The sequence below is a fragment of the Streptomyces sp. NPDC087422 genome, from assembly GCF_044744145.1.
Lineage (GTDB): Bacteria > Actinomycetota > Actinomycetes > Streptomycetales > Streptomycetaceae > Actinacidiphila.
This window is the reverse complement of record NZ_JBIUXT010000005.1, coordinates 473,126-493,089: the sequence shown is the minus strand read 5'-3', so window position 1 is coordinate 493,089 and position 19,964 is coordinate 473,126. Positions and strand designations below refer to the sequence as shown.

The window sequence follows — 19,964 nt, the reverse complement described above, 5'->3', positions numbered from 1 at the left end:
GTGCAGCCGGATCGGTGGGTCAGTGCTGACGGGCGACCTCGGCGGCGAGCAGCCGTGCCCAGTGGACGGCCGGTTCCTCGAAGAAGGGACGGGGTTCCAGGCGCAGGGCCAGGTCGGCGCGGTAGCGGGCGATGACCTGCGTCACCCCCAGCGAGTCCAGTCCCAGGTCGAGCAGGCTGATGTCGTCGGTGATCTCGGTGAGCGCGACGCCGAGGTGGTCGGCGAGGACGGTTCTGACGTAGCCGTCGAGCAGCGGTTCGCGCTGGTCGGCGGGCGCGTCCAGGACGGCCCGCAGGTGTTCGGAGGGACCCTGGTCCTGGCCGGGACCGGCGCTGTCGGCGCGGACCTCGGTCAGCAGCGGGCGGGCGCGGCGCGATTCCAGCAGCGGGCCGAGCGTCGTCCAGTCGGCGCCGGAAACCACGGCGTGCGCGGTGTCGGAGGCGAGCAGCGGGCCCAGGTGCCGCAGCCCGGTCTCCGGGTCGATCGCCCGGAGCCCCAGGGCCTCCAGACGGGCCATCAGCTCGTCGCCGCCCAGGCCGCTGGCCACCCGCCAGGGGCCCCAGCTCACGCTGAGCGCGGTGGCGCCGGTGCCGCGGCGGTAGGCGGCGAGCGCGTCGAGGAAGCGGTTGGCCGAGGCGTACGCGCCCAGGTGCGCCGAACCCCACACGGAGGCGATGGACGACATCAGCAGGAAGAAGTCCAGCGGTGTGCCGTCCAGCAGCCGGTGCAGCGTCCAGGCTCCCTCGACCTTGGGCAGCAGCACGGCGTGCAGCGACTCGGGGTCGGCCTCCGCGATGTTCTGCGCCCCGGCCAGGCCCGCGGCGTGGATGACGCCGCGCAGCGGCTGCCCGCTGTCGGCGATGTCCGCGAGGACCGCCGCCATGCCCGCCTCGTCGCCCACGTCGGCGGCGGCGACGGTCACCCGCGCGCCGTGGGTCTCCAGGGCGCGGATCGCGGCGACCCGCTCGGCGACGGGCGCGGGGAGCGCCGGGTCGTCCCAGCTCTGACGCGGGGGCAGGCCCGCGCGGCCGGTGAGGACCAGGTGCCGGGCGCCGAGGCCGACCAGCCACTCGGCCAGCGTCAGCCCGAGGCCGCCGAGCCCGCCGGTGATCAAGTAGTTTCCGTCGCCGGTCACTTGGAGGCGCGGGGCGTCGTCGGCCGGGGGGCCGGAGCGGATCAGACGGGGGACGAGGCGGGCGCCGCCGCGGTAGGCGACCTCGTCGTCCTCGTCCCCGAGGAGCAGTTCCTCGGCCAGTTCCGCGGCGCCGCTGTCGGCCGCGCCGCCTTGCGGGTCCAGGTCGACGGCCCCGCCCCACAGGTCGGCGTGTTCCAGCGAGACGACCTTGGCGAGGCCGGTGAGCAGCGATCCCGCCAGGCCCTCGGGGGCCTCCTCCTCGCCGGTGGCCTGCGCGCCGCGGGTGACCAGCCACAGCCGGGGCGGCCGGGCCCCGGCGGTGGCGGCTTCGGAGGCGGAGCCGGGAGGCGCCTGGGCGGCACCTTCGGCGAGCGCCTGGATCAGGTGCACCACGGTCTCGGGTCCCGTCACACGGGCCCGCGCCAGGTCCTCGACGGTGGTCTTGTCGCCGCCGGGCGCGTCGAGGGCCGCCAGGTGCACGATCCGGTCGACCGGGCCGACGTCGGCCAGCAGCGCGCGCAGCGCGGCGGGATCGCCCGCGGGGACGCTCCGGGCGCCCGGCAGCCCGGCCGGACCGTCGCCGATCCTGGCCAGCACGCACTCCCCGCCGAGCGAGGACAGCTCCGCCGCCAGCCGCTCACCGACCCCCGTGGTGTCGGTGAACAGCAGGGTGCGCCCGGCCGGATCCGCGGCGCGGCCCGCGCGCGGCGAGCGGCGCCACTCCACCGCGTACTGCGGGTAGTCCCCGGCTTCGGGGTCCGCGACCGCCCCGCCGGGTCCTGGCAGTACCGGAGAGGTGTCGTCGGCCAGCGGGAAGTTCAGTCGCAGCCGCTGGAAGGCGTACGTGGGCAGCGGCACGTGCCGGTCGGCGGTGGCCGGGTGCACCCGCGACCAGTCGACAGGTACGCCCCAGGCGTGCAGCGCGCCGAGGCTTCCCAGGACCTGCTCGGCCTCGGGCCGGCCGCGCCGCAGGGACGGCAGCCACAGCAGGTCGGGGTCGGGCAGGGCGCGGGCGGCCAGGCCGAGCAGGGTCCGGCCGGGGCCGATCTCCACGAAGGCGCCGACGCCGGTCTCGCGCAGTGCCAGCACGCCGTCGTGGAAGCGGACGGGCTGCCGGGCGTGCCGGGCCCAGTAGCCGGGGTCCGCGAGGGTGGCGCGGTCCAGCGGCCGGCCGGTGAGGTTGGAGATCAGCGGGACGCGCGGCTCACGGAAGGTGATCTTCGCCGCCGCCTCCTCCAGCGGGGCGAGGACCGGGTCGAGCAGCGGCGAGTGGAAGGCGTGCGAGACGGTCAGCGGTTTGGCGGTCACACCCTCGCGGGCCAGCTCAGCCCGGATCTCCGCGATGGCGTCGGCATCGCCGGAAAGGACCGTGTCCTGGGGCCCGTTGACGGCGGCGACGGCGACCAGGTCGGCGCGGGAGCCGATGGCCCGCTCGGCGGCCTGCGCGTCCAGTTGTACGGCGAGCATCGCGCCGGGCGCGGTCACCGACTCCATCAGCCGGGCCCGCAGGGCGATCAGCCCGAGCGCGTCCTCCAGGTCCACCGCTCCGGCGACGCACGCCGCCGCGTACTCGCCGACGCTGTGGCCGATCACGGCGGCGGGGCGGACGCCCCAGGACGCCCACAGTTCGGCGAGCGCGAATTCGACGGCGAACAGCGCGGGTTGGGTGTAGCCGGTCCTGTCGAGCGAGCCGTCGGGCTCGACGGGGTGGACGACCTCCAGCAGCGGTCGGTCCAGGACCGGGTCGACGATCTCGGCGCAGCGCTCCAGAGCCTGCCGGAACACCGGCTCGGCCTCGTACAACTCCCGTCCCATGCCCGCGAACTGGGCGCCCTGGCCGGTGAACATGAAGGCGGTCTTCACGCGGTGCGCGGCCTGGGCGCGGCGGGGGGCGGGGCCGCCGTCGCCGGTCCCGAAGTCGTGCAGCCGGTCGGCGAGCGAGGCGGTGTCGCGGGCGGTGAAGGCGGCGCGGACCTGCTGCGGTGAGCGGCCGGCGGCGATGGTGCGGGCCACGGAGTCCAGCGGGGTCGCCGGGTTGGCGCGCAGGAAGTCGGCCCAGCGCAGGGAGAGTTCACGCAGCGCCGGTTCGCTGCGGGCCGACGCGACGAACACTTCTGCCTGCCGCCCCGGCCGCGGGTCCGGCTCGGGCTGCTCGGTGGTCATGGCGGGCGGTTCCTCGATGACGAGGTGGACATTGGTGCCGCTGGCGCCGAACGAGCTGAGGCCCGCGGTGCGCGGCTGCCCGTCGGACGGCCACGGGGTGTGCTCGGCGGCGACCCGCAGGTGCAGCGCGTCCCAGTCGACGTTGGGGTTGGGCGTGCGGAAGTGCAGGCTCGCCGGGATCTCGCCGTGGCCGACGGCCAGCACGCTCTTGATCAGCCCGGCGATGCCCGCCGCCGCCTCCAGATGGCCGACGTTGGTCTTCACCGACCCGACGTAGACGGGGTGATCCGCCGAACGGCCGGTGCCGAGGACGGTCTCCAGGCTGCGCAGTTCGATGGGGTCGCCGAGGGCGGTGCCGGTGCCGTGCGCCTCGACGTAGCCGATCCGGTCTGCGGTGACTCCCGCGTCGGCGAGGGCCGCGCGGATGACCTCCTGCTGCGCCTTGCCGCTGGGTACGGAGATGCCGCTGGCGTGGCCGTCGTGGTTGACGGCGCTGCCCCGGATGACGGCGAGCACCCGGTCGCCGTCGGCCACCGCGTCGCTGAGCCGCTTGAGCACCACCAGACCGCAGCCCTCGCCGCGTGCGTAGCCGTCGGCGGAGGCGTCGAACGCCTTGCAGCGGGCGTCGGGCGAGACCGCCCCGGCCTTGCTGACCAGCACGAAGCCGTACGGGGACAGGATGACGTTGACCCCGCCCGCCAGTGCCAGATCGGTCTCGCCCAGGCGCAGGGCCTGGCACGCCTGGTGGACGGCGACCAGTGAGGAGGAGCAGGCGGTGTCGACGACCTGCGCGGGTCCGCGCAGCCCGAAGGTGTGCGCGATGCGTCCGGCGATGAAGCTGTTCTCGCCGAGGAGTTGGTAGCCGTCGATCGCGGCCGGGTCCCCGTACTGTTGCCGCAGCCGTACGTAGTCGCTGGTGCTCGCGCCGATGTAGACGCCGGTGCGGGAGCCGTCCAGCGAGTCGTGAGGGATGCCGGCCCGCTCCAGCGCCTCCCAGGCGACTTCGAGCGCGATCCGCTGCTGGGGGTCCATTCCGAGCGCTTCGCCCGGCGCGATCCCGAAGAGCTGCGCGTCGAAGGTGTCGGCGCTGTCCAGGAACCCGCCTTCCACGACGTACGCCTTCGCGGGCGCCTCGGGGTCGGGGTCGTAGTACGGGTCGGTGTCCCAACGGTCGCGTGGGAAGGGGCCGATGGCGTCCACGCCGTCGCGCAGCAGGTCCCACATGCGCTCGGGCGAGTCGGCGCCGCCGGGGAAGCGGCAGCCGACGCCGATGACGGCCACCGGGCTGTGCAGCGCGGCCCGTTGGTCCTCGACCATCGTGCGCAGCCGCCCGATGGTCTCCAATGCCTGGGCGAGGCGGGACCGTTGGTCCGGTGCGCGCTCCGGCGTACGGTCCGATGTGCGGGGTCCGGCACCGTCGGTGGGCTGGTTCATCGCTTGTCTCCCTCGATGAGGGCGTTCACGGCGGCGACTTCGGCGTCCAGACGGGCGAAGAGGTCCGCGTCGTCGGGGTCGTCGTAGTCGTCTTCATCGGTGAGGTCGCCGGTGACGGTGGCGTTGTCCGCGGTGCCTTCGACGCCTTCGGTCCTTTCGGCGCGTCCGGTGGTCGCGGCGTTCTCTGCGCGTCCGGTGTCTTCGGTACGGGTGACGCTGTCGGCGGCGGGCTGCGGCGCGTCAGACCGTTCGTCGCCCGATCCGCCGACCACCTCGGCGGCGAGGAATCCGGCCACGGCGTCGCCCGTCGGGTATTCGAAGGCGAGTGTCGCGGGGAGCGCGCTGCCGAAGCGGCGCTCCAGCCGTACCTTCATCTCCAGCGCCGTGATGGAGTTCAGGCCCAGCTCGAAGAAGCCCTGCCGGGGCTCGAGTTCGCCGGGTCCGTCCAGGCCGAGCACCACCGCCACCTCCTCCAGGACGCACTCCAGCAGCAGATCGCCGCGCGCCGCGTCGGGCAACGAGCGCAGCTTGTCCAGCAGCGCGCCGGAGTCACCGGGCGCAGCCGCCGCCTCGGCGGCCAGGGCGTCGAAGAGCGGCCAGGGACGGGCCTGTTGGTAGAGCGGCAGCAGCAGGCCCCAGTCGGCGTCGGCCGCGGCGGCGCCGGTCAGGCCCGCCGCGGTGATCCGGTCGAGCAGTTCCACGGCGATGCCGGGCGGGAGCGGGCGCATGCCGCTGCGCGTCAGCCGGTTGGCGCTGTCGCGGTCCAGCAGATCCACGTCGAGCCAGGGCGCCCAGGCGATGGCGCAGACCGGCAGGCCCAGGGCGCGCCGGTGCCCGGCGAGGGCGGTGAGCAGCGCGTCGACCGGGGCCTGTACGCCCGCCCCGATCGCCGCCCAGGCCGACGCCACGGTGCCCCACACCTGGAAGAGGTCCAGGTCGGTACGCGTGTCGAGCGCTGCTTGGTGCAGCAGCCACGCGCCGCGGGCGCGGTCCTCGACCGCCTCGGCGATCGCGGCGGCGGTCGGCTCCTGGTCGATCGGCAGATTCCAGCCGACGCCGAGCCAGATCACGCCCGCGACGGGGTGTCCGGCCGCGGCCTCGTCCTCGATCAGCCGGGTCGCCTGCTTGGCGTCCTCCACGCGGGGCACGACCAGCGTGCGGCCCGCGCCGCGCGCGGTCAGCCAGGCGGCCACCCGGTCGGGCAGCGGTCCTTCCGCGCCCGCCACCAGATAGCTGCGGTCGGCGGCCAGTTCGACCGGCTCGAACAGCGGCGGCGGGGCCGGGGCGCGCAGCACCCGGGCGGTGAGCCTGCGTCCGGCGCGCAGCGCGATCTGGTCCTCGACGTCCTCGCCTCCGGCGCGGTCGGCGCCGTGGGCGAGCAGTTCGGCCGCGACGGCCGCCGCGTCCTCCGCCACACCCGAGGTCAGCGGGTCCAGGTCGAGCGCGGCGCCCCAGGCGGTGGGGCGTTCCACGCCGGAGACGATCGCGGACTGCCGCAGCGGTGCCTGTGCGGCGGCGGGCAGTTCCAGCTCGTCCATCGCGACCGCGCCCCGCGTTACGTACAGCACGCGTGCGCCGCTGCCGACCGCCGCCGTCACGGAGGCGACCGCCGTCACCCCCGCGCACGCGTCGGCCACGGCGAGGGGGTCGGGCTCGTCCCGCTCCGGCAGGTCCAGCGCCCCGAGGTGCACGACGTCCCGGCAGCCGGGCCCGGTGCGCAACTCCCGCAGCGCGTCGGCGAGTCGCTGCCGTACGGTGTCGGGCTCGCCGTCGGCCGCCAGCAGGGTCGTGGGCCGGCCTTGTGCGGCCAGTGCCCGTGCCAGTTCTTCGGCGACGCCGCCGCGGTCGGCGAGGACGACGGTGACGGGTCCGGTCAGGAGCGCCCCCGCTCCCCCGGCGGCTGTGGACGGGTCGTCGGTCCGCGATGCGCCGAGGCCGTCCCGCTGGGCGGGGACATGGGCGGTCAAGCCGCGCTGCGGAGTCCCGGCTTCGAGCCGAGCCTGGGTTTCGGCCGGCCGCTGCTCGGGCTGACGGACCGTCAGCGGGCGCTCCTGCCAGCCGAGGACGTACAGGCTGGTGGTGAGGCGCGCGGTCTCCTCCTGGTTGAGGACGCGGCCTCGCGGCGGGGCGAGGCGCAGGCCGGTGATCTCGGCGAGCGGCCGGCCCTCGGGGGTGGTCAGGCGGATGTCGGCGGTCGGGTCGCCCGCGGTGTCGGGGCGCAGGGCGGCGGTGACGAGGACGCGGTCGTCGGGGGCCGCGTACAGGGTGAGGCTGTCGAGGGAGGCGGGGAGCGGCGCCGGGTCGGCGGGGTCGGTGGACAGCAGGAACGCGGGCAGCCGCAGGGCGAGTTCGAGGAGGTCGGGGGCGAGGTGCCAGCGCATGGTGGCCGGGCGCAGCCGCAGTTCGAGTTCGATGCGGCCGTCGGCGGTCCGGGCCGATTCCGGGGTCGGCGCGCAGTCCCCGGTGGCGTGCCGGGCCACCCAGGCGCGCAGGGCCTCGTCGACCGGGCCGCGCGGGTGCGGCGGGGCGTCCGCAGCGGTGTCGGACGGCGCGCGTCCTGGCAGGGCGCGGCCCGAGACGAGGCGGCGGGGGCGCGGCGCGGTGTCGGTGGCGGGCTCCCACAAGGTGAGCGCCAGACCCGGCCGGTCGCCCGACGCGGCGCGTTCCAGGGTGAGTTGGGTGGTGACGGAGCCGTCGGCCGGGACCAGCAGGGGGCGGTCGAGGGTGATGTCCTCAAGGCGGACGGGGCGGCCGGGGCCGAAGGCGGTCCCGGCCGCGGCGACGGCCAGCTCCAGCCAGGTGGCGCCGGGCACCCGCAGTGCGGCGCCCACGGGTTCGGCGCCGAGCCGGGTGGCGGTACGGGCGTCGAGGTCCGTCTCCACGACGCGGCCCGACGGGGTGCGGACGTCGCGGGTCAGCAGCGGGTGGGCGCCCTTGTCCGCGGGGGCGGCGTCGCGCTGGTCGACCCAGTACCGCTTGTGCTCCCACGGGTAGGTCGGCAGCTCGGCGAGCGGGCCGTTCCCGGGGTGCAGCCGCGGCCAGTCCACGGCCTGGCCGCCGACGTGCAGGGCGCCGAGCCCGGTGAGCAGCGACTCCGGGCCGTCCTGGTCGCGCAGCAGTGACGGCACGAACAGTCCGTCGGTGCCCGCGGCCCGCAACTCCTGCTCGATGGGCACGAGTTGGATGGGGTGGGCGGACAGCTCCACGAAGGTGTCGTGTCCGTCCGCCGCCGCTGCGCGTACGGCGTCGGCGAACCGTACGGTCTGCCGCAGGTTCCGGCCCCAGTAGGCGGCGTCCAGGGGGGTGTCGGCGGCGAGCGGCGCGCCGTCCACCGAGGAGTACATCGGCAGGCGAGGGGCGGCCGGGGCCAGGCCGGTCAGGGCGTGTACAAGCTGTTCGCGCAGCGGCTCGGCCCAGGGGCTGTGGGCCGGGCCGCCGGCGTTGACCGCACGGAAGAACACGTTGCGCGCGCGCATTCGGGCGCCCAGTTCCTCCAGTGCGGTCGTCTCTCCCGACACCACCGTCGACTGTCGGCTGTTGACCACGGCGACGCACAACCGGTCGCCGTACGGTGCCAGTTCGTCCTCGGTGCGGTCGGCGTCGAGGCCGACCACGGCCATGCCGCCCTGGCCGACCAGGGCCCGCAGCAGGTGGGTGCGGCGCACCATGATCTCCGCGGCCTGCGCCAGGTCGAGCGCGCCCGCGCACAGGGCGGCCGACACCTCGCCCATGCTGTGGCCGAGCACGGCGGCGGGCTCGACGCCCAGGGCGCGCCAGCTCGCCGTCAGGCCGTACTGAGTGGCGAAGAGCATGATCTGCTGGTCGAGTTCGTTCGAAGGCTCGCGCGCGGATTCCAGCGCTTCGCGCACCGACCAGTCCAGGTGGCGGGCGAGCGCGGCGTCGCAGTCCGCGATCGCGTCCCGGAACACCGGGTCGGCGGCCAGCAGGGAGCGGCCCATGGCGGGCCAGTAGGAGCCGTGCCCGGAGAAGACGAAGACGGGTCCGCGTGCGCGTGCGGCGGCCTTGCCGAGGACGGTGCCGGGGACGCTGTCACCGTCGGCGACGGCGGTCAGTCGTTCGGCGAGCGCGGCGCGGTCGCGGCCCACGACGACCAGCCGGTGGTCGAGGTGGGAGCGGTGTACGGCCAGGGTCCGCGCCACGGCGGCCGGTTCCGCGCCGTGCGCGTCCCGTGTCGCGTCGCCGTCCGGCTCGGCGGTGAGCAGTGAGCGCAGGGCGGCGGCCCGGTCGCGCAGTGCGGCGGGGGACGCGGCGGACAGCGGCAGGACGTGGAGGCGGGCGGTCAGGGCAGCGCCGTCGTCCGCGTCGGAGGTACCGGGGGCATCGGGGACGTCGGAGGCATCAGAGGCGTCGGTCGCGGGGGCCTCGGCGAGCACGATGTGCGCGTTGGTGCCGCTGAAGCCGAAGGCGCTGACCCCGGCGACCCTGCGGCGCTCGCCGCGGGCCCACGGGCGGGCCTCGGTCGGGACGTCCAGGGGCAGTTCGTCCCAGGGGATGTCGGGGCTCGGCCGCGTGAAGTGCAGGTGCGCGGGCACCGTCTCGTGCCGCAGGGCCAGGACGGTCTTGATGAGTCCCGCGATGCCGGACGCGGCTTCCAGGTGGCCGATGTTGGTCTTCACCGAGCCGACCAGGCAGGGCTGCTGGGTCGTCCGTCCGGCCAACGCGGCGCCGAGCGCCCGCAGTTCGATCGGGTCGCCGAGCGGAGTGCCGGTGCCGTGCGCCTCGACGTAGTCCATGTCGTCGGCGCCGACGCGGGCGTCGGCGAGTGCGGCGCGCAGCAGTGTCTCCTGCGCGGGACCGTTGGGGGCGGTGAAGCCGCTGCTGGCACCGTCCTGGTTGACGGCGGAGCCGAGGATCAGCGCCAGGACCCGGTCGCCGTCGCGCCGGGCGGCGGACAGCGGCTTGAGGATGACGGCTCCGCAGCCCTCGCCCCGCGTGTATCCGTCGGCGGTGGCGTCGAAGGTCTTGCACCGGCCGTCGGCCGCGAGGGCCCCGGCGGCGTCGCTGGCCCGGTGGATGGTGGGGCCGAGGATGAGATTGACGCCCGCGGCGACCGCGAGGTCGCTCTCGCCCGAGCGCAGACTGGCCACCGCGAGGTGCACCGCGACCAGCGAGGACGAGCAGGCGGTGTCGACGGCCAGACTCGGGCCGCGCATGCCGAGCAGGTACGACAGGCGGCCGGCGGCGGCGCTGAAGGAGGTGCCGGTGCCGTAGAAGGCGTCCACGTTGTCGGGGTGGCTGCCCACGATCTGGGCGTAGTCGGTGGAGTTCATGCCGAGGAAGACCCCGGTGCGGGACTCGGCGAGCGAGGTCGGCGGGACGCCCGCGTGTTCCAGCGCCTCCCAGGCCACTTCGAGGAACATCCGCTGCTGCGGGTCCATCACCTTGGCCTCGCGCGGCGGGATCCGGAAGAACGGCGCGTCGAAGCCCGCCGGGTCGTCGTCCAGGAAGCCGCCCCACCACACGCGCGGGTCGTCGAAGCGGCCGTCGGGGGCGCGGCGTACGGCGTCGCGGCCCGCGGTCAGCAGCCGCCAGTAGGCGTCCGGGCCCTCGGCGCCGCCGGGGAAGCGGCAGCCGACGCCGATGACGGCGATCGGCTCGGGCGCGCCGGGCGTACCGTTCGGCGCGGCCGGAGCCGCGGGCGTGGCGGTCGTACGGGACACGGCCGCCGTGTCGGTCGTACGGGACACGGCGGGCGCGGGAGCCGGGGCGTCGCCGAGCAGGCCGTCGAGGTAGTCGGCGAACCGCCGCACGGTGGGGTGGTCGAAGGCCGCGGTCTTCGGCAGCCGCAGCGGCACGGACCGTTCCAGCACCTTGCACAGCTCGACGGCGCCGAGGCTGTCCATGCCGAGGTCGGTGAAGCCGCGACCGCGCGCCACGGTGGTGCCGGAGGCCAGCCCCAGCACCTCCGCGGCGGCGTCCGCGACCAGGTCGGCGAGCTGGTCGCGGCTGGGGCGCGCCGGGGTCGCCGGAGCGGTGGCGGGAGCGGCGTCCACCGGCGCGGGCAGGGCGGGCGGCGCCGTCTCGGACAGCGGCGCGCCCGGAGTGCTCAGGCGCAGCCCCACGGTCTCGGCGACGAGCCGCCCGGCCTCGTCGTACAGCTTCAACTCACCGTGCAGTGCGCTCAGTTGCGGCAGGGTGTCGCCATCGGCGTTCGCGTCGGGCGCGGGGATGTCGAACCACAGCTTGTCGCCCTGCCACGGGTAGCCGGGCAGGTCCGTGACGGACGTGGGTCCCGGATTGACCTCGGGCCAGCGGATGTCGACCCCGGCGGCGTAGAGCCTGGCCAGCGAGGTGCGCGCGGTGGCGACGTCGTCGGTGTCGCGGCGCAGGGTGGGGACGACGAGCCCGTCGACTCCCCGGTCCTCCAGGCTCTGGACGACGGGCTGGGCGAGCACCGGGTGCGGGCCCAGCTCCACGAAGAGGCGGTGACCGGCGTCGAGCGCGCGGCCGAGCGCGGCGGAGAAGCGGACCGGCTGGCGGAGGTTGCGTCCCCAGTAGTCGGCGCCGAAGGGGCCCTCGGCGCCCGGCTCGCAGGTGAGGTGGACCGGCACGCGCGGCTTCGCCGGGGTGATCTCGCCGAGCATGGCGACGAGTTCGTCCTGGTAGGGCGCCATCTGCGCGCTGTGGAAGGCGTATTCGCCGGGCATCGCGCGGTAGCCGTGGCCGAGCTCGGCCAGTTCGGCGCCCAGGGCCTCGACGGCCTCGGTGCGTCCGGAGACGACCGTGCTCGCGGGGCCGTTGACGGCGGCCACGGTCACGTCGTCGCCGTATGCGGCGAGCAGCGGCAGCAGGTCGGCTTCGGGGAGGGCCACGGAGGCCATCCGGCCGCCGCCCTCGGCCCGTTGGAGGAGGCGTCCGCGGTGCACGATGACGCGTACGGCGTCGGTGAGGGTCAGTGCGCCCGCCACGTGGGCGGCGGCGATCTCGCCCATGCTGTGCCCGATGACGGCGGCGGGCTCCACGCCCCAGGAGCGCCAGAGCGCGGCGGCGGCCACCTGCACGGCGAAGACGACGGGCTGGGCGAATTCGGTCCGGGTCAGCCGGGCGTGCTCGGCGTCCGCGGTCAGTTCGCCGATCACCGACCAGCCCGCCTCCGCGGCGATCAGCTCGTCCACGCGGGTCAGTTCGGTCCGGAAGGCGTCCTCGTGGGCCAGCAGTTCGCGGCCCATGCCCGTCCACTGGCCGCCCTGCCCGGAGAAGACGAAGCAGACCTGCGGCAGGTCGTCGCCCGAGTCGCCCGGGTCGCCGAAGTCCCCGGCGTCCGTGCCGCCCCACTGCGCGCCGCCTCGCTCTTCCGCCGCCAGGTCCGGCACGGCGGTGTCGAGAGACGTCTCCAGCAACGCGCCGAGTTCCTGGGCGAGTTCGGCGGCCGTCCTGCCGGTGACGGCGATGCGGTGCTCGCGGTGCTGGGTGCGCCGGGTGCCCGCCGCCGTGACGTACGCGGCCAGTTCGGCCTCCGGCTGGTCGAGCAGCCGGTCGCGGTGCGCACGGGCCAGTTCGCGCAGCGCGGCGCCGGAGCGCGCGGAGACCGGCAGGAGCAGCCGGGACGGCCGGTCCTGTGCCGCCTCGGCGGGCGGGGCGACGGCGGGCGGTGCCTCGACGATCACATGGGCGTTGGTGCCGCTGAGCCCGAAGGCGCTGACGCCGGCCAGTCGCCGCCCGCCGCCGTCCGGCCACGCGGTGAGGTCCGTCGGCACCCGCACCGGCCAGCGGTCCCAGCGGATACCGGGGTTGAGCCGGTCCAGGTGCAGATGCGGGGGGATCTCGCCGTGCTGTGCGGCCAGTGCCGCCTTGAGGAGCCCGGCCGCGCCCGCCGCGCCGTCGGTGTGCCCGAAGTTGGTCTTCAACGAGCCGACCAGCAGCGGGTGTTCCGCGTCGCGTCCTTCGCCGAGAATCCGGGCGAGCGCGCTCATCTCGATGGGGTCGCCGAGCGGGGTGCCGGTGCCGTGCGCCTCGACGTAGCCGATCTCGTCGGGCCGTACGTCCGCGGCGGCCAGGGCGTCCCGCAGCAGCGACTGCTGGGCGGCGGCGCTGGGCACGGTCAGTCCCGCGCTGTGCCCGTCGTGGTTGACGGCGGAGCCGCGGATCACGGACAGCACGCGGTCGCCGTCGGCGAGCGCGTCGGTCAGCCGCTTGAGGACGAGCACCACGCAGCCGTCGCCGCGGACGATTCCGTCGGCCGCCGCGTCGAAGACCTTGCAGTGCCCGTCCTTGGCCATGGCGCCGACCTTGGACATGAACACCGTCAGCTCGGCGGAGAGCAGCAGATTGACGCCGCCGACCAGCGCGGTGTCGGACTCCCCCGTGAGCAGGCTCTGCCGCGCGAGGTGCACGGCGACCAGCGACGAGGAGCAGGCGGTGCTCAGCGCCACGCTCGGGCCGTTGAGGCCGAGCAGGTACGACAGCCGGCCGGGGCCGAAGCTGGCCTCCTTGCCCGAGGCGTACCAGGGGTCGATGCCGCGGACGCCCGCCTCGCGGGAGTGCCGCAGGAAGTAGTCGACGCTCAGGCCGCCGGAGAAGACGGAGGTACGGGTGCCGGCGAGGCTGCCGGGGACGATCCCGGCGTGTTCCAGCGCGTCCCAGGCGACCTCGATGAGCATCCGCTGCTGCGGGTCGATCTGCCGGGCCTCGCGCGGGGCGATACCGAAGAACTCCGCGTCGAAACGCGTCTCGTCCTCGATGAAACCGCCCCAGCGCGTGTACGTCCGGCCTGGCGCGTCGGGGTCCGGGTCGTAGTGCCGGGCGAGGTCGGAGCGGGACGGCGGGATCTCGGTGATCACGTCCGTGCCGTCCCGCAGCACCCGCCAGAATCCGGCCAGGTCCGCCACGCCGCCCGGGAAGCGGCAGCCGGCACCGATGATCGCCACCGCCTCCGGGGCCTGATCGGTCATCAGAACAGCGCCGCCGCTGAGGGCGCGGACAGGCTGCCCAGGTGCTTGTACCAGAGGTGGTCGGGATCGTTCTCGACCGTGGCGACGATCTTCCGCATCGCGGCGAGCGCGCGCGGTTCGTCGTCGTCGTAGACGTCGCCCTGGAGCATCTTGAGGACGTCGAGCCGGTACCTGGGGTCCTGCACGAAGGCGGTGAACAGGATGTTCAGCCGGTAGTAGATGGAGATGAACTCGTACCAGTTGCTCACCCCGCGCCGCAGCGTCCGCTCGTACTCGGTGAAGCGGGACTTGCTGAAGTCCCCGGCCTCCGCCGCCGCGATGATGTCCTTGGTCGCGATGCGGGCGCTGTTGAGCGCGACGCTGACGCCGCTGGAGAAGATCGGGTCCACGAAGCGCGCGGCGTCGCCGATCAGCACGAAGTTGTCGCCGGTGATCTCCTTCATGCCGTAGCTGTAGTCGCCCTCGGCCTTGAAGGGGCGTACGCGCTCGGAGTCCTCGAGCGCGGCGCGCAGTTCGGGGCGGCTTCCCACGCACTCCCAGAAGAAGCCCTCCAGGTCGTCCTTGGAGGCGGTGAAGTGCTTCTTCTGCGTGACGACGCCGACACTGGTGATGGTGTCGGTGATCGGGATCTGCCAGACCCAGGTGTCGGTCAGCGGCAGGAAGTGGATGAAGATGTAGTCGGCCTTCTTCTTGTCGTGCGAGAGGGCCGTGCGGTCCAGGCCGTCGAACCAGGTGTGCACCGCGTACTGGTTGAACACCGGGTCGGGGACCTTGAGCTTGAGCTGGCGGCCGAGCATCGTGCCGCGCCCGCTGGCGTCCACGACCATGCGGACGGTGACACCGGTGTCCTTGTCGCGGACGGGGTGGATCACCGGGTGCTCGCCGGAGAAGTCGACGCTGCCGATGCGGGTGTTCTCGAAGACCTTCGCGCCGCAGGAGGCGGCGTGCTGGAGCAGGAGCTGGTCGAACTTGCCCCGGTCCACGTGGTACGTGTGGGACTGGAGGACGCCGGGCTGGTCGCGCTCGTCGAATTCGATCTCGGCGGCGCCGAGGCCGTGCGAGAGGCCGCCGAAGCCCATGGTGGGGATGCCGGCCGGTGCCGCGGACGTCCAGGCCGCGCCGAATTTGCGGGGGAATCCGGCCTGCTCGACCAGGTCGAGCGCGCCGATGTCGCGCAGTACGGGGGTGGTGGCGGGCACCAGTGACTCGCCGACGTGCTCGCGGGGGAAGGTCTCCCCCTCGAAGACCGCGACGGTGAGTCCGGCCCTGGTCAGGTATGAGGCCGCGGTGGAGCCTGCCGGGCCTCCACCGATGATCCCGATGTCATAGTCGACTGCGGACAAGACTGCTCCTCTTGAGTCGGATCGGACGGGCCCTGCCTCGGCACGGGCCGCGCTTCCGGTCGGGCGGTTCGCGTCCGCGTCAAAGCGGCGGCGGCACAGCGGCGTCGGACAGAGCGTCAGGCCATGGCGGCGGGGTCGGTCTGGATCCGGACCACGAGCTTGCTGATGGCGTCCAGGCTCTTGAAGTTCCTGCCGACGATGTACTCGGGCGGCATGAACAGCCCGTACCTGTCGTGGATATGGGCGATCAGCTCGGTGGTGTTCAGCGACGTGAGGATTCCGAGCTGGAGCAGCGGGGAATCGGGCTCGATTCCCTCCTCGCCCTCGGGCAGGAATCGCGTTTCGACGAACTCCTTCAGCTCCGCGAGGACTTCGTCGTAGCCGAGCTGCGGATCAGAACTGTCGGACATGCGTAGCGACCTTCCGGAGTCCGGGGTTGACACGGCGGAACCCCCGACTCCACGAAGTCGCGGTCGGCTCGGCCAGGGCCCCAAACGTAGCTACGGGCGCCGCCGGAGGACTTCACCAGACCTGATGAATTACGCCCGCGCACACACGCCCCGAAGTGCGTACTTACGGGGGAGGCGCCGCTTCCGCTTCACGTGCGGGTCCTCATTAATGATGAGTACTCACGGCCGTGGCCCCGTGCCGCCGCAACGGCGAGGATCGAGGGACCATCCGGTGCGCCCGATCACAGGAGGTCCGCGGCCGTGCTGCTTCCCGCCCTACGGCCCCAGTTGCTGTGCCTGCCCCATGCCGGCGGCAGCGCGGTGATGTACCACGCGTGGCGGCCCGGCCTCGCCGAGGTGGCGCGGGTCCGCCCGGTCGACCTGCCGGGCCACGGCAGCCGCAGGGGCGAACCGCTCGCCCAGGACATCGGCACGCTGACCCGTACCCTCGCGGCCGAGCTGGCACCCGGTATCGAGGGACCCTACGCGGTGTTCGGGCACAGCTTCGGCGCCGTGGTCGCCTTCGAACTGACTCACCGGCTCTCGCAGTTGGTCGGGCCGCCCGCCGCCCTGATCGTCTCGGGACGCAATTCGCCCCGCACCCCGCACGCGCTGCCGCCGCTGCACAACGCGCCGCCCGCCCAACTGCTGAGCGGCCTGCGGACGTTGGAGGGCGCGCTGCCCGCCGTCGAGGACAGTCCTGAACTGCTCGACCTGTTCCTTCCGCCGCTCCGCGCCGACCTGCGGATGACGGAGACCTACCGCCGTCCCACCGAACTGCCGCCGCTGTCCTGCCCGGTGCATGTCTTCGCCGGCGACCTGGACCCGGTGGTGGACGCGCCGGGGCTGGCCGCGTGGGCGGCGGAGACCACCGGGCCGTGCCGGGTCACCACCGTGCGGGGCGGCCACATGATGCTCGCCAGCGCCGAACTGCGCTCCGCGCTGGCGGACCTGCTCACGGTGGGCGCGATGTGATCCGCGAGCCCTGAGCCCTGAGCGCGGAGCCCTCGGCCCCGAGCCCCAGCCCTGAGCCCTGAGCCCTGAGCCCCGAGCCCCGAGCCCCGAGCCCCGAGCGCAGCACCCCACCTTCCGTCTCTCTCCCTCCCTCCCCCCTCCCGATGCAGGAGCCAGCGTGGACTTCAGTTGGAGCACCGAGCAGACCGCGCGGTACGAGGAGACCGTCCGCCGGGCCGCCGACGCGTTCCCCGCGGACCGTCCGCGGCGCCCCGGTGAACGGTCCGACTGGCGGGAACTCGGCCGGATCGGCGCCCTGGGCGCCTGTCTTCCCGCCGAGTACGGCGGGGACGGCCTCGGCGCGCTCGACACCGCGCGGGTCATCGAGGCCGTGGGCCGCGGCTGCCACGACACCGGGCTGGTCTTCGCGGCCAGCGCCCACCTCTTCGCCTGCGCCGTGCCGATCGCGGAGTTCGGCAGCGCGGACCTCAAGAAGCGCTTCCTGCCGGAGCTGGCGTCCGGCCGGATGATCGCGGGCAACGCCATGACGGAGCCGGAGTCCGGCTCCGACGTCTCGCGGCTGCGAGTGACGGCGACCGAAGTGCCCGGCGGATTCGTCCTGGACGGCGAGAAGAGCTTCGTCAGCAACGGCCCGGCCGCCGACGTCCTGGTCACGTACGCGACCAGCGACCCCGACTCGGGACACCTCGGCCAGACCGCCTTCGTCGTGCCGGCCGACGCCCCCGGGGTGCTGCGCGGTGAGCCCTTCGAGAAGATGGGTCTGTCCTCCTGCCTGGCGGGCACGGTGACCTTCCAGGAGTGCTTCGTCCCCGACGACCAGGTGCTGGGCGTCGAGGGGATGGGCGCGACGATCTTCCAGACGTCCATGGGCTGGGAGCGCGCCTGCCTCTTCGCGGGCTATCTGGGCCTGATGGACCGCCTGGTCGAGGAGTGCGTCCGATTCGCCAGCGAGCGGCGGCAGTTCGGCCGTCGCATCTCCGGCTTCCAGGCGGTCTCGCACCGCATCGTGGACATGAAGCTGCGGCTGGAGAGCGCCAGACTCCTGCTCTACCGGGCCTGTTGGGAGATGGACCGCGGCGGCAGGGCGACCCTGCCGGTGGCGCTGTCGAAGCTCGCCGTCTCCGAGGCCGCGGTGCAGAGCGCGCTGGACGCCGTACGGATTCTCGGCGGTCGCGGATACCGGTCGGAGTCGGGTGTGGAGGCGGCGCTGCGGGACGCGGTGCCGAGCGTGCTGTTCTCCGGTACCTCGGAGATCCAAAAGGAGCTCGTCGCGAAGGAGCTGGGACTGTGAGGCTGCACGAATTCGTCACCGCCGCCGCCCGCAGGGCGCCGGATTCCCTCGCGGTCGACGCCGTCGACGGACGGCTGACCTACGGCGAACTGGACGCGCTCGCGGCGCGTTACGGCGCGGCGCTGGCCGCGAGCGGGGTGCGGCCGGGCGACCGGGTCGTGCTGTGGAGCGCGAAGAGCCTGCACGTCGTGGCGCTGATGCAGGCGTGCCTGCGCGGCGGCGCGGTCTACGTACCGGTGGCGTCCTCGAACCCGCCGTCGCGGCTGGCGCGGATCGTCGCGGCCTGCGCCCCCGCGCTGGTGGTGACCGACGAGGACGGCGCGGACGCGGCGGCCGACGCGGGCTGGGACGCGGCGCCCTGCCGTACCTTCGCGGACCTGCTGGCGACGGGCGAGGGCCAGCCCGTACCGTCGCCGGTCGAGGGCTCGGAGCACGATCCGGCATACATCCTGTTCACGTCGGGTTCGACCGGTGAGCCCAAGGGTGTGTGTCTGAGCCACCTCAACGCGCTGGCGTTCGTGCGGTGGGCGGCGGCCGATCTGCGGCTGGTCCCCTCGGACCGGCTCTCCAACCACGCGCCGTTCAATTTCGACCTGTCGGTCTTCGACCTCTACGCGGCGTTCCTGGCGGGCGCCAGCGTCCATCTGGTGCCCGAGGCGCTGGCCTACGCGCCGGCCCAGCTCGTCCGCTTCATGGACGAGCACGCGATCACCGTCTGGTACTCGGTGCCGTCGGCGCTCACCTTGATGATCACCAAGGGCGGGCTGCTGGACGGGCCGCCGCCGCGCGCGCTGCGGGCCTGCGTCTTCGCGGGCGAGGCGTTCCCGATCGCCCATGTGCGGCGGCTGCGCGCGGCCTGGCAGGACATCAGGCTGCTCAACTGGTACGGCCCGACCGAGACGAATGTCTGTACGTCGTACGAGGTCTGCGCCGCCGATCTCGACCGCGCGGGTGCCCTGCCGATCGGCGCGGTCTGCTCGGGCGACACCCTGGAGCTGGGCCCCGAGGTCGCGGGCCAGGCGGGGCGGGAACTGCTGGTCTCCGGCCCCACGGTGATGCTCGGGTACTGGGGCCATCCGCCGCAGAGCGGCCCGTACGCGACCGGCGACCTCGTGCGGTACGACGACGCGGGCATGCTGGAGTACCTGGGGCGCCGCGACCACATGGTGAAGATCCGCGGCAACCGGGTGGAGCTGGGCGAGATCGAGAGCGTCCTGAGCCTGCACCCGCAGGTCAGGGACGTGGCCGTGGTCGTGCTCGGGACCGGGCTCACGGCACGGCTGCACGCCGTGGTGGTCCCGGCCCCGGACAGCGCTCCGGGCCTGCTCGCGCTCAAGCGGTGGAGCGCCGAACGGCTCCCCACCTACATGCTCGTCGACAGCCTCAGCCTTTTCGACGAGATACCCCGAACCGGGAACGGCAAGAAAGACCGTTCCCAGGTCGCGAAAATGGTGTCACATACTGGTACCGACTAAAGATTCTAAATTGCCGCCGGCTCTGACAATTCCTTTTTCATAAGCATATATAACGGCGTGTACTCGATTGCGCAGAGCCAGCTTGTCCAGCATGCGCTGAACGTGTGATTTCACGGTGCTCTCACTCAGAAAAAGTGCTTCTGATATTTCCGCGTTCGAATAGCCGCGGATGATGAGCTGGAGCACGTCGCGCTCACGCCGGGTTATTCCACTGGACACCAGATCGGTCTCCGATGTTTCCGCTTGCGGCGGTTCCGGCGTGATGGCCGCCGCGGTGGCGGCGGCAGTGGCGGCGCCGACGGTGGGAATCACCAGTCGGTAACCGGCGGCGACCATCCGGACGGCGGCGATGATCCGCTCCGGACTCGCCTGACTGTCGAGAACACCCCTGGCACCGGCCGCCTGCCAGTGCTGAGCGCACTGCTCCAGGCTCTGGACCAGGGCTAATATCTTAGGGCAGCCGTCGGCGCCGCCGACGACGAGCTGCTGGATGGCATGCGGAACATCCGGCGCCACATCCAGCGCGTCGATGATCACCACATGCGGAGACAACCTTGCCACGCAGGGCAGAGCGTGCCGAATATCGGCAACCTCGCCCACGACTTCCAGATCGGTTTCCCTGCTCAGCAGGACACTGAGTCCCACACGGGAAACCGCTCTGGAGTCGACGAGAAGAACTCTCGTGATCCCATCCTGAAGCATCGAGCCCCCGACCTTCAGCAAACAGCACGTTATTTCGACTCTAGCACGCACGCCTGACCAGCATCAACATGGAACATTTGAGCTC

At 73.5% G+C, this 19,964-nt stretch carries 8 protein-coding genes; 3 read left to right on the top strand and 5 right to left on the bottom strand.

Annotated elements, in window-relative coordinates; translation table 11 throughout:
• Positions 1–19 precede the first annotated feature (19 nt).
• The 4 genes from ACIO6U_RS19270 to ACIO6U_RS19255 form a co-directional block, all read right to left on the bottom strand.
• Complete coding sequence (locus ACIO6U_RS19270; RefSeq protein ID WP_401720554.1) at positions 20–4,732, bottom strand: type I polyketide synthase; 4,713 nt, start codon at positions 4,730–4,732, stop codon at positions 20–22.
• Entirely contained in the window at positions 4,729–13,644 is an 8,916-nt protein-coding gene (locus tag ACIO6U_RS19265) for a beta-ketoacyl synthase N-terminal-like domain-containing protein (RefSeq protein ID WP_401720551.1), read from the bottom strand. Before ACIO6U_RS19265 ends, ACIO6U_RS19270 begins: the two co-directional genes overlap by 4 nt.
• A complete protein-coding gene (locus ACIO6U_RS19260) occupies positions 13,644–14,987 on the bottom strand; it encodes an NAD(P)/FAD-dependent oxidoreductase (protein WP_355334791.1) in 1,344 nt (447 codons plus the stop codon). The genes ACIO6U_RS19265 and ACIO6U_RS19260 overlap by 1 nt, the downstream gene beginning before the upstream one ends.
• A 116-nt stretch (positions 14,988–15,103) precedes the next feature.
• Positions 15,104–15,397 carry a phosphopantetheine-binding protein gene (locus ACIO6U_RS19255; RefSeq protein ID WP_355334794.1) on the bottom strand — a complete coding sequence of 98 codons (294 nt, stop codon included), beginning with the start codon at positions 15,395–15,397 and terminating at the stop codon, positions 15,104–15,106.
• 300 nt (positions 15,398–15,697) lie between these two features.
• On the opposite strand from ACIO6U_RS19255, the gene ACIO6U_RS19250 reads away from it, so the two are divergent.
• From ACIO6U_RS19250 to ACIO6U_RS19240, 3 genes are all read left to right on the top strand, one after another.
• Positions 15,698–16,411, top strand: coding sequence for a thioesterase II family protein (locus ACIO6U_RS19250; RefSeq protein WP_401720547.1), 714 nt, complete (start codon positions 15,698–15,700; stop codon positions 16,409–16,411).
• A 157-nt stretch (positions 16,412–16,568) separates the two neighbouring features.
• Entirely contained in the window at positions 16,569–17,702 is a 1,134-nt protein-coding gene (locus tag ACIO6U_RS19245; protein ID WP_355334800.1) for an acyl-CoA dehydrogenase family protein, read from the top strand.
• Positions 17,699–19,177: an amino acid adenylation domain-containing protein gene (locus tag ACIO6U_RS19240; RefSeq protein ID WP_401720544.1), complete on the top strand. Its 1,479-nt coding sequence runs from the start codon at positions 17,699–17,701 to the stop codon at positions 19,175–19,177. The genes ACIO6U_RS19245 and ACIO6U_RS19240 overlap by 4 nt, the downstream gene beginning before the upstream one ends.
• Here ACIO6U_RS19240 and ACIO6U_RS19235 read toward each other — a convergent pair.
• Positions 19,157–19,822: a LuxR C-terminal-related transcriptional regulator gene (locus tag ACIO6U_RS19235; RefSeq protein WP_401720541.1), complete on the bottom strand. Its 666-nt coding sequence runs from the start codon at positions 19,820–19,822 to the stop codon at positions 19,157–19,159. The genes ACIO6U_RS19240 and ACIO6U_RS19235 overlap by 21 nt on opposite strands.
• Between the last annotated feature and the right edge of the window lie 142 nt (positions 19,823–19,964).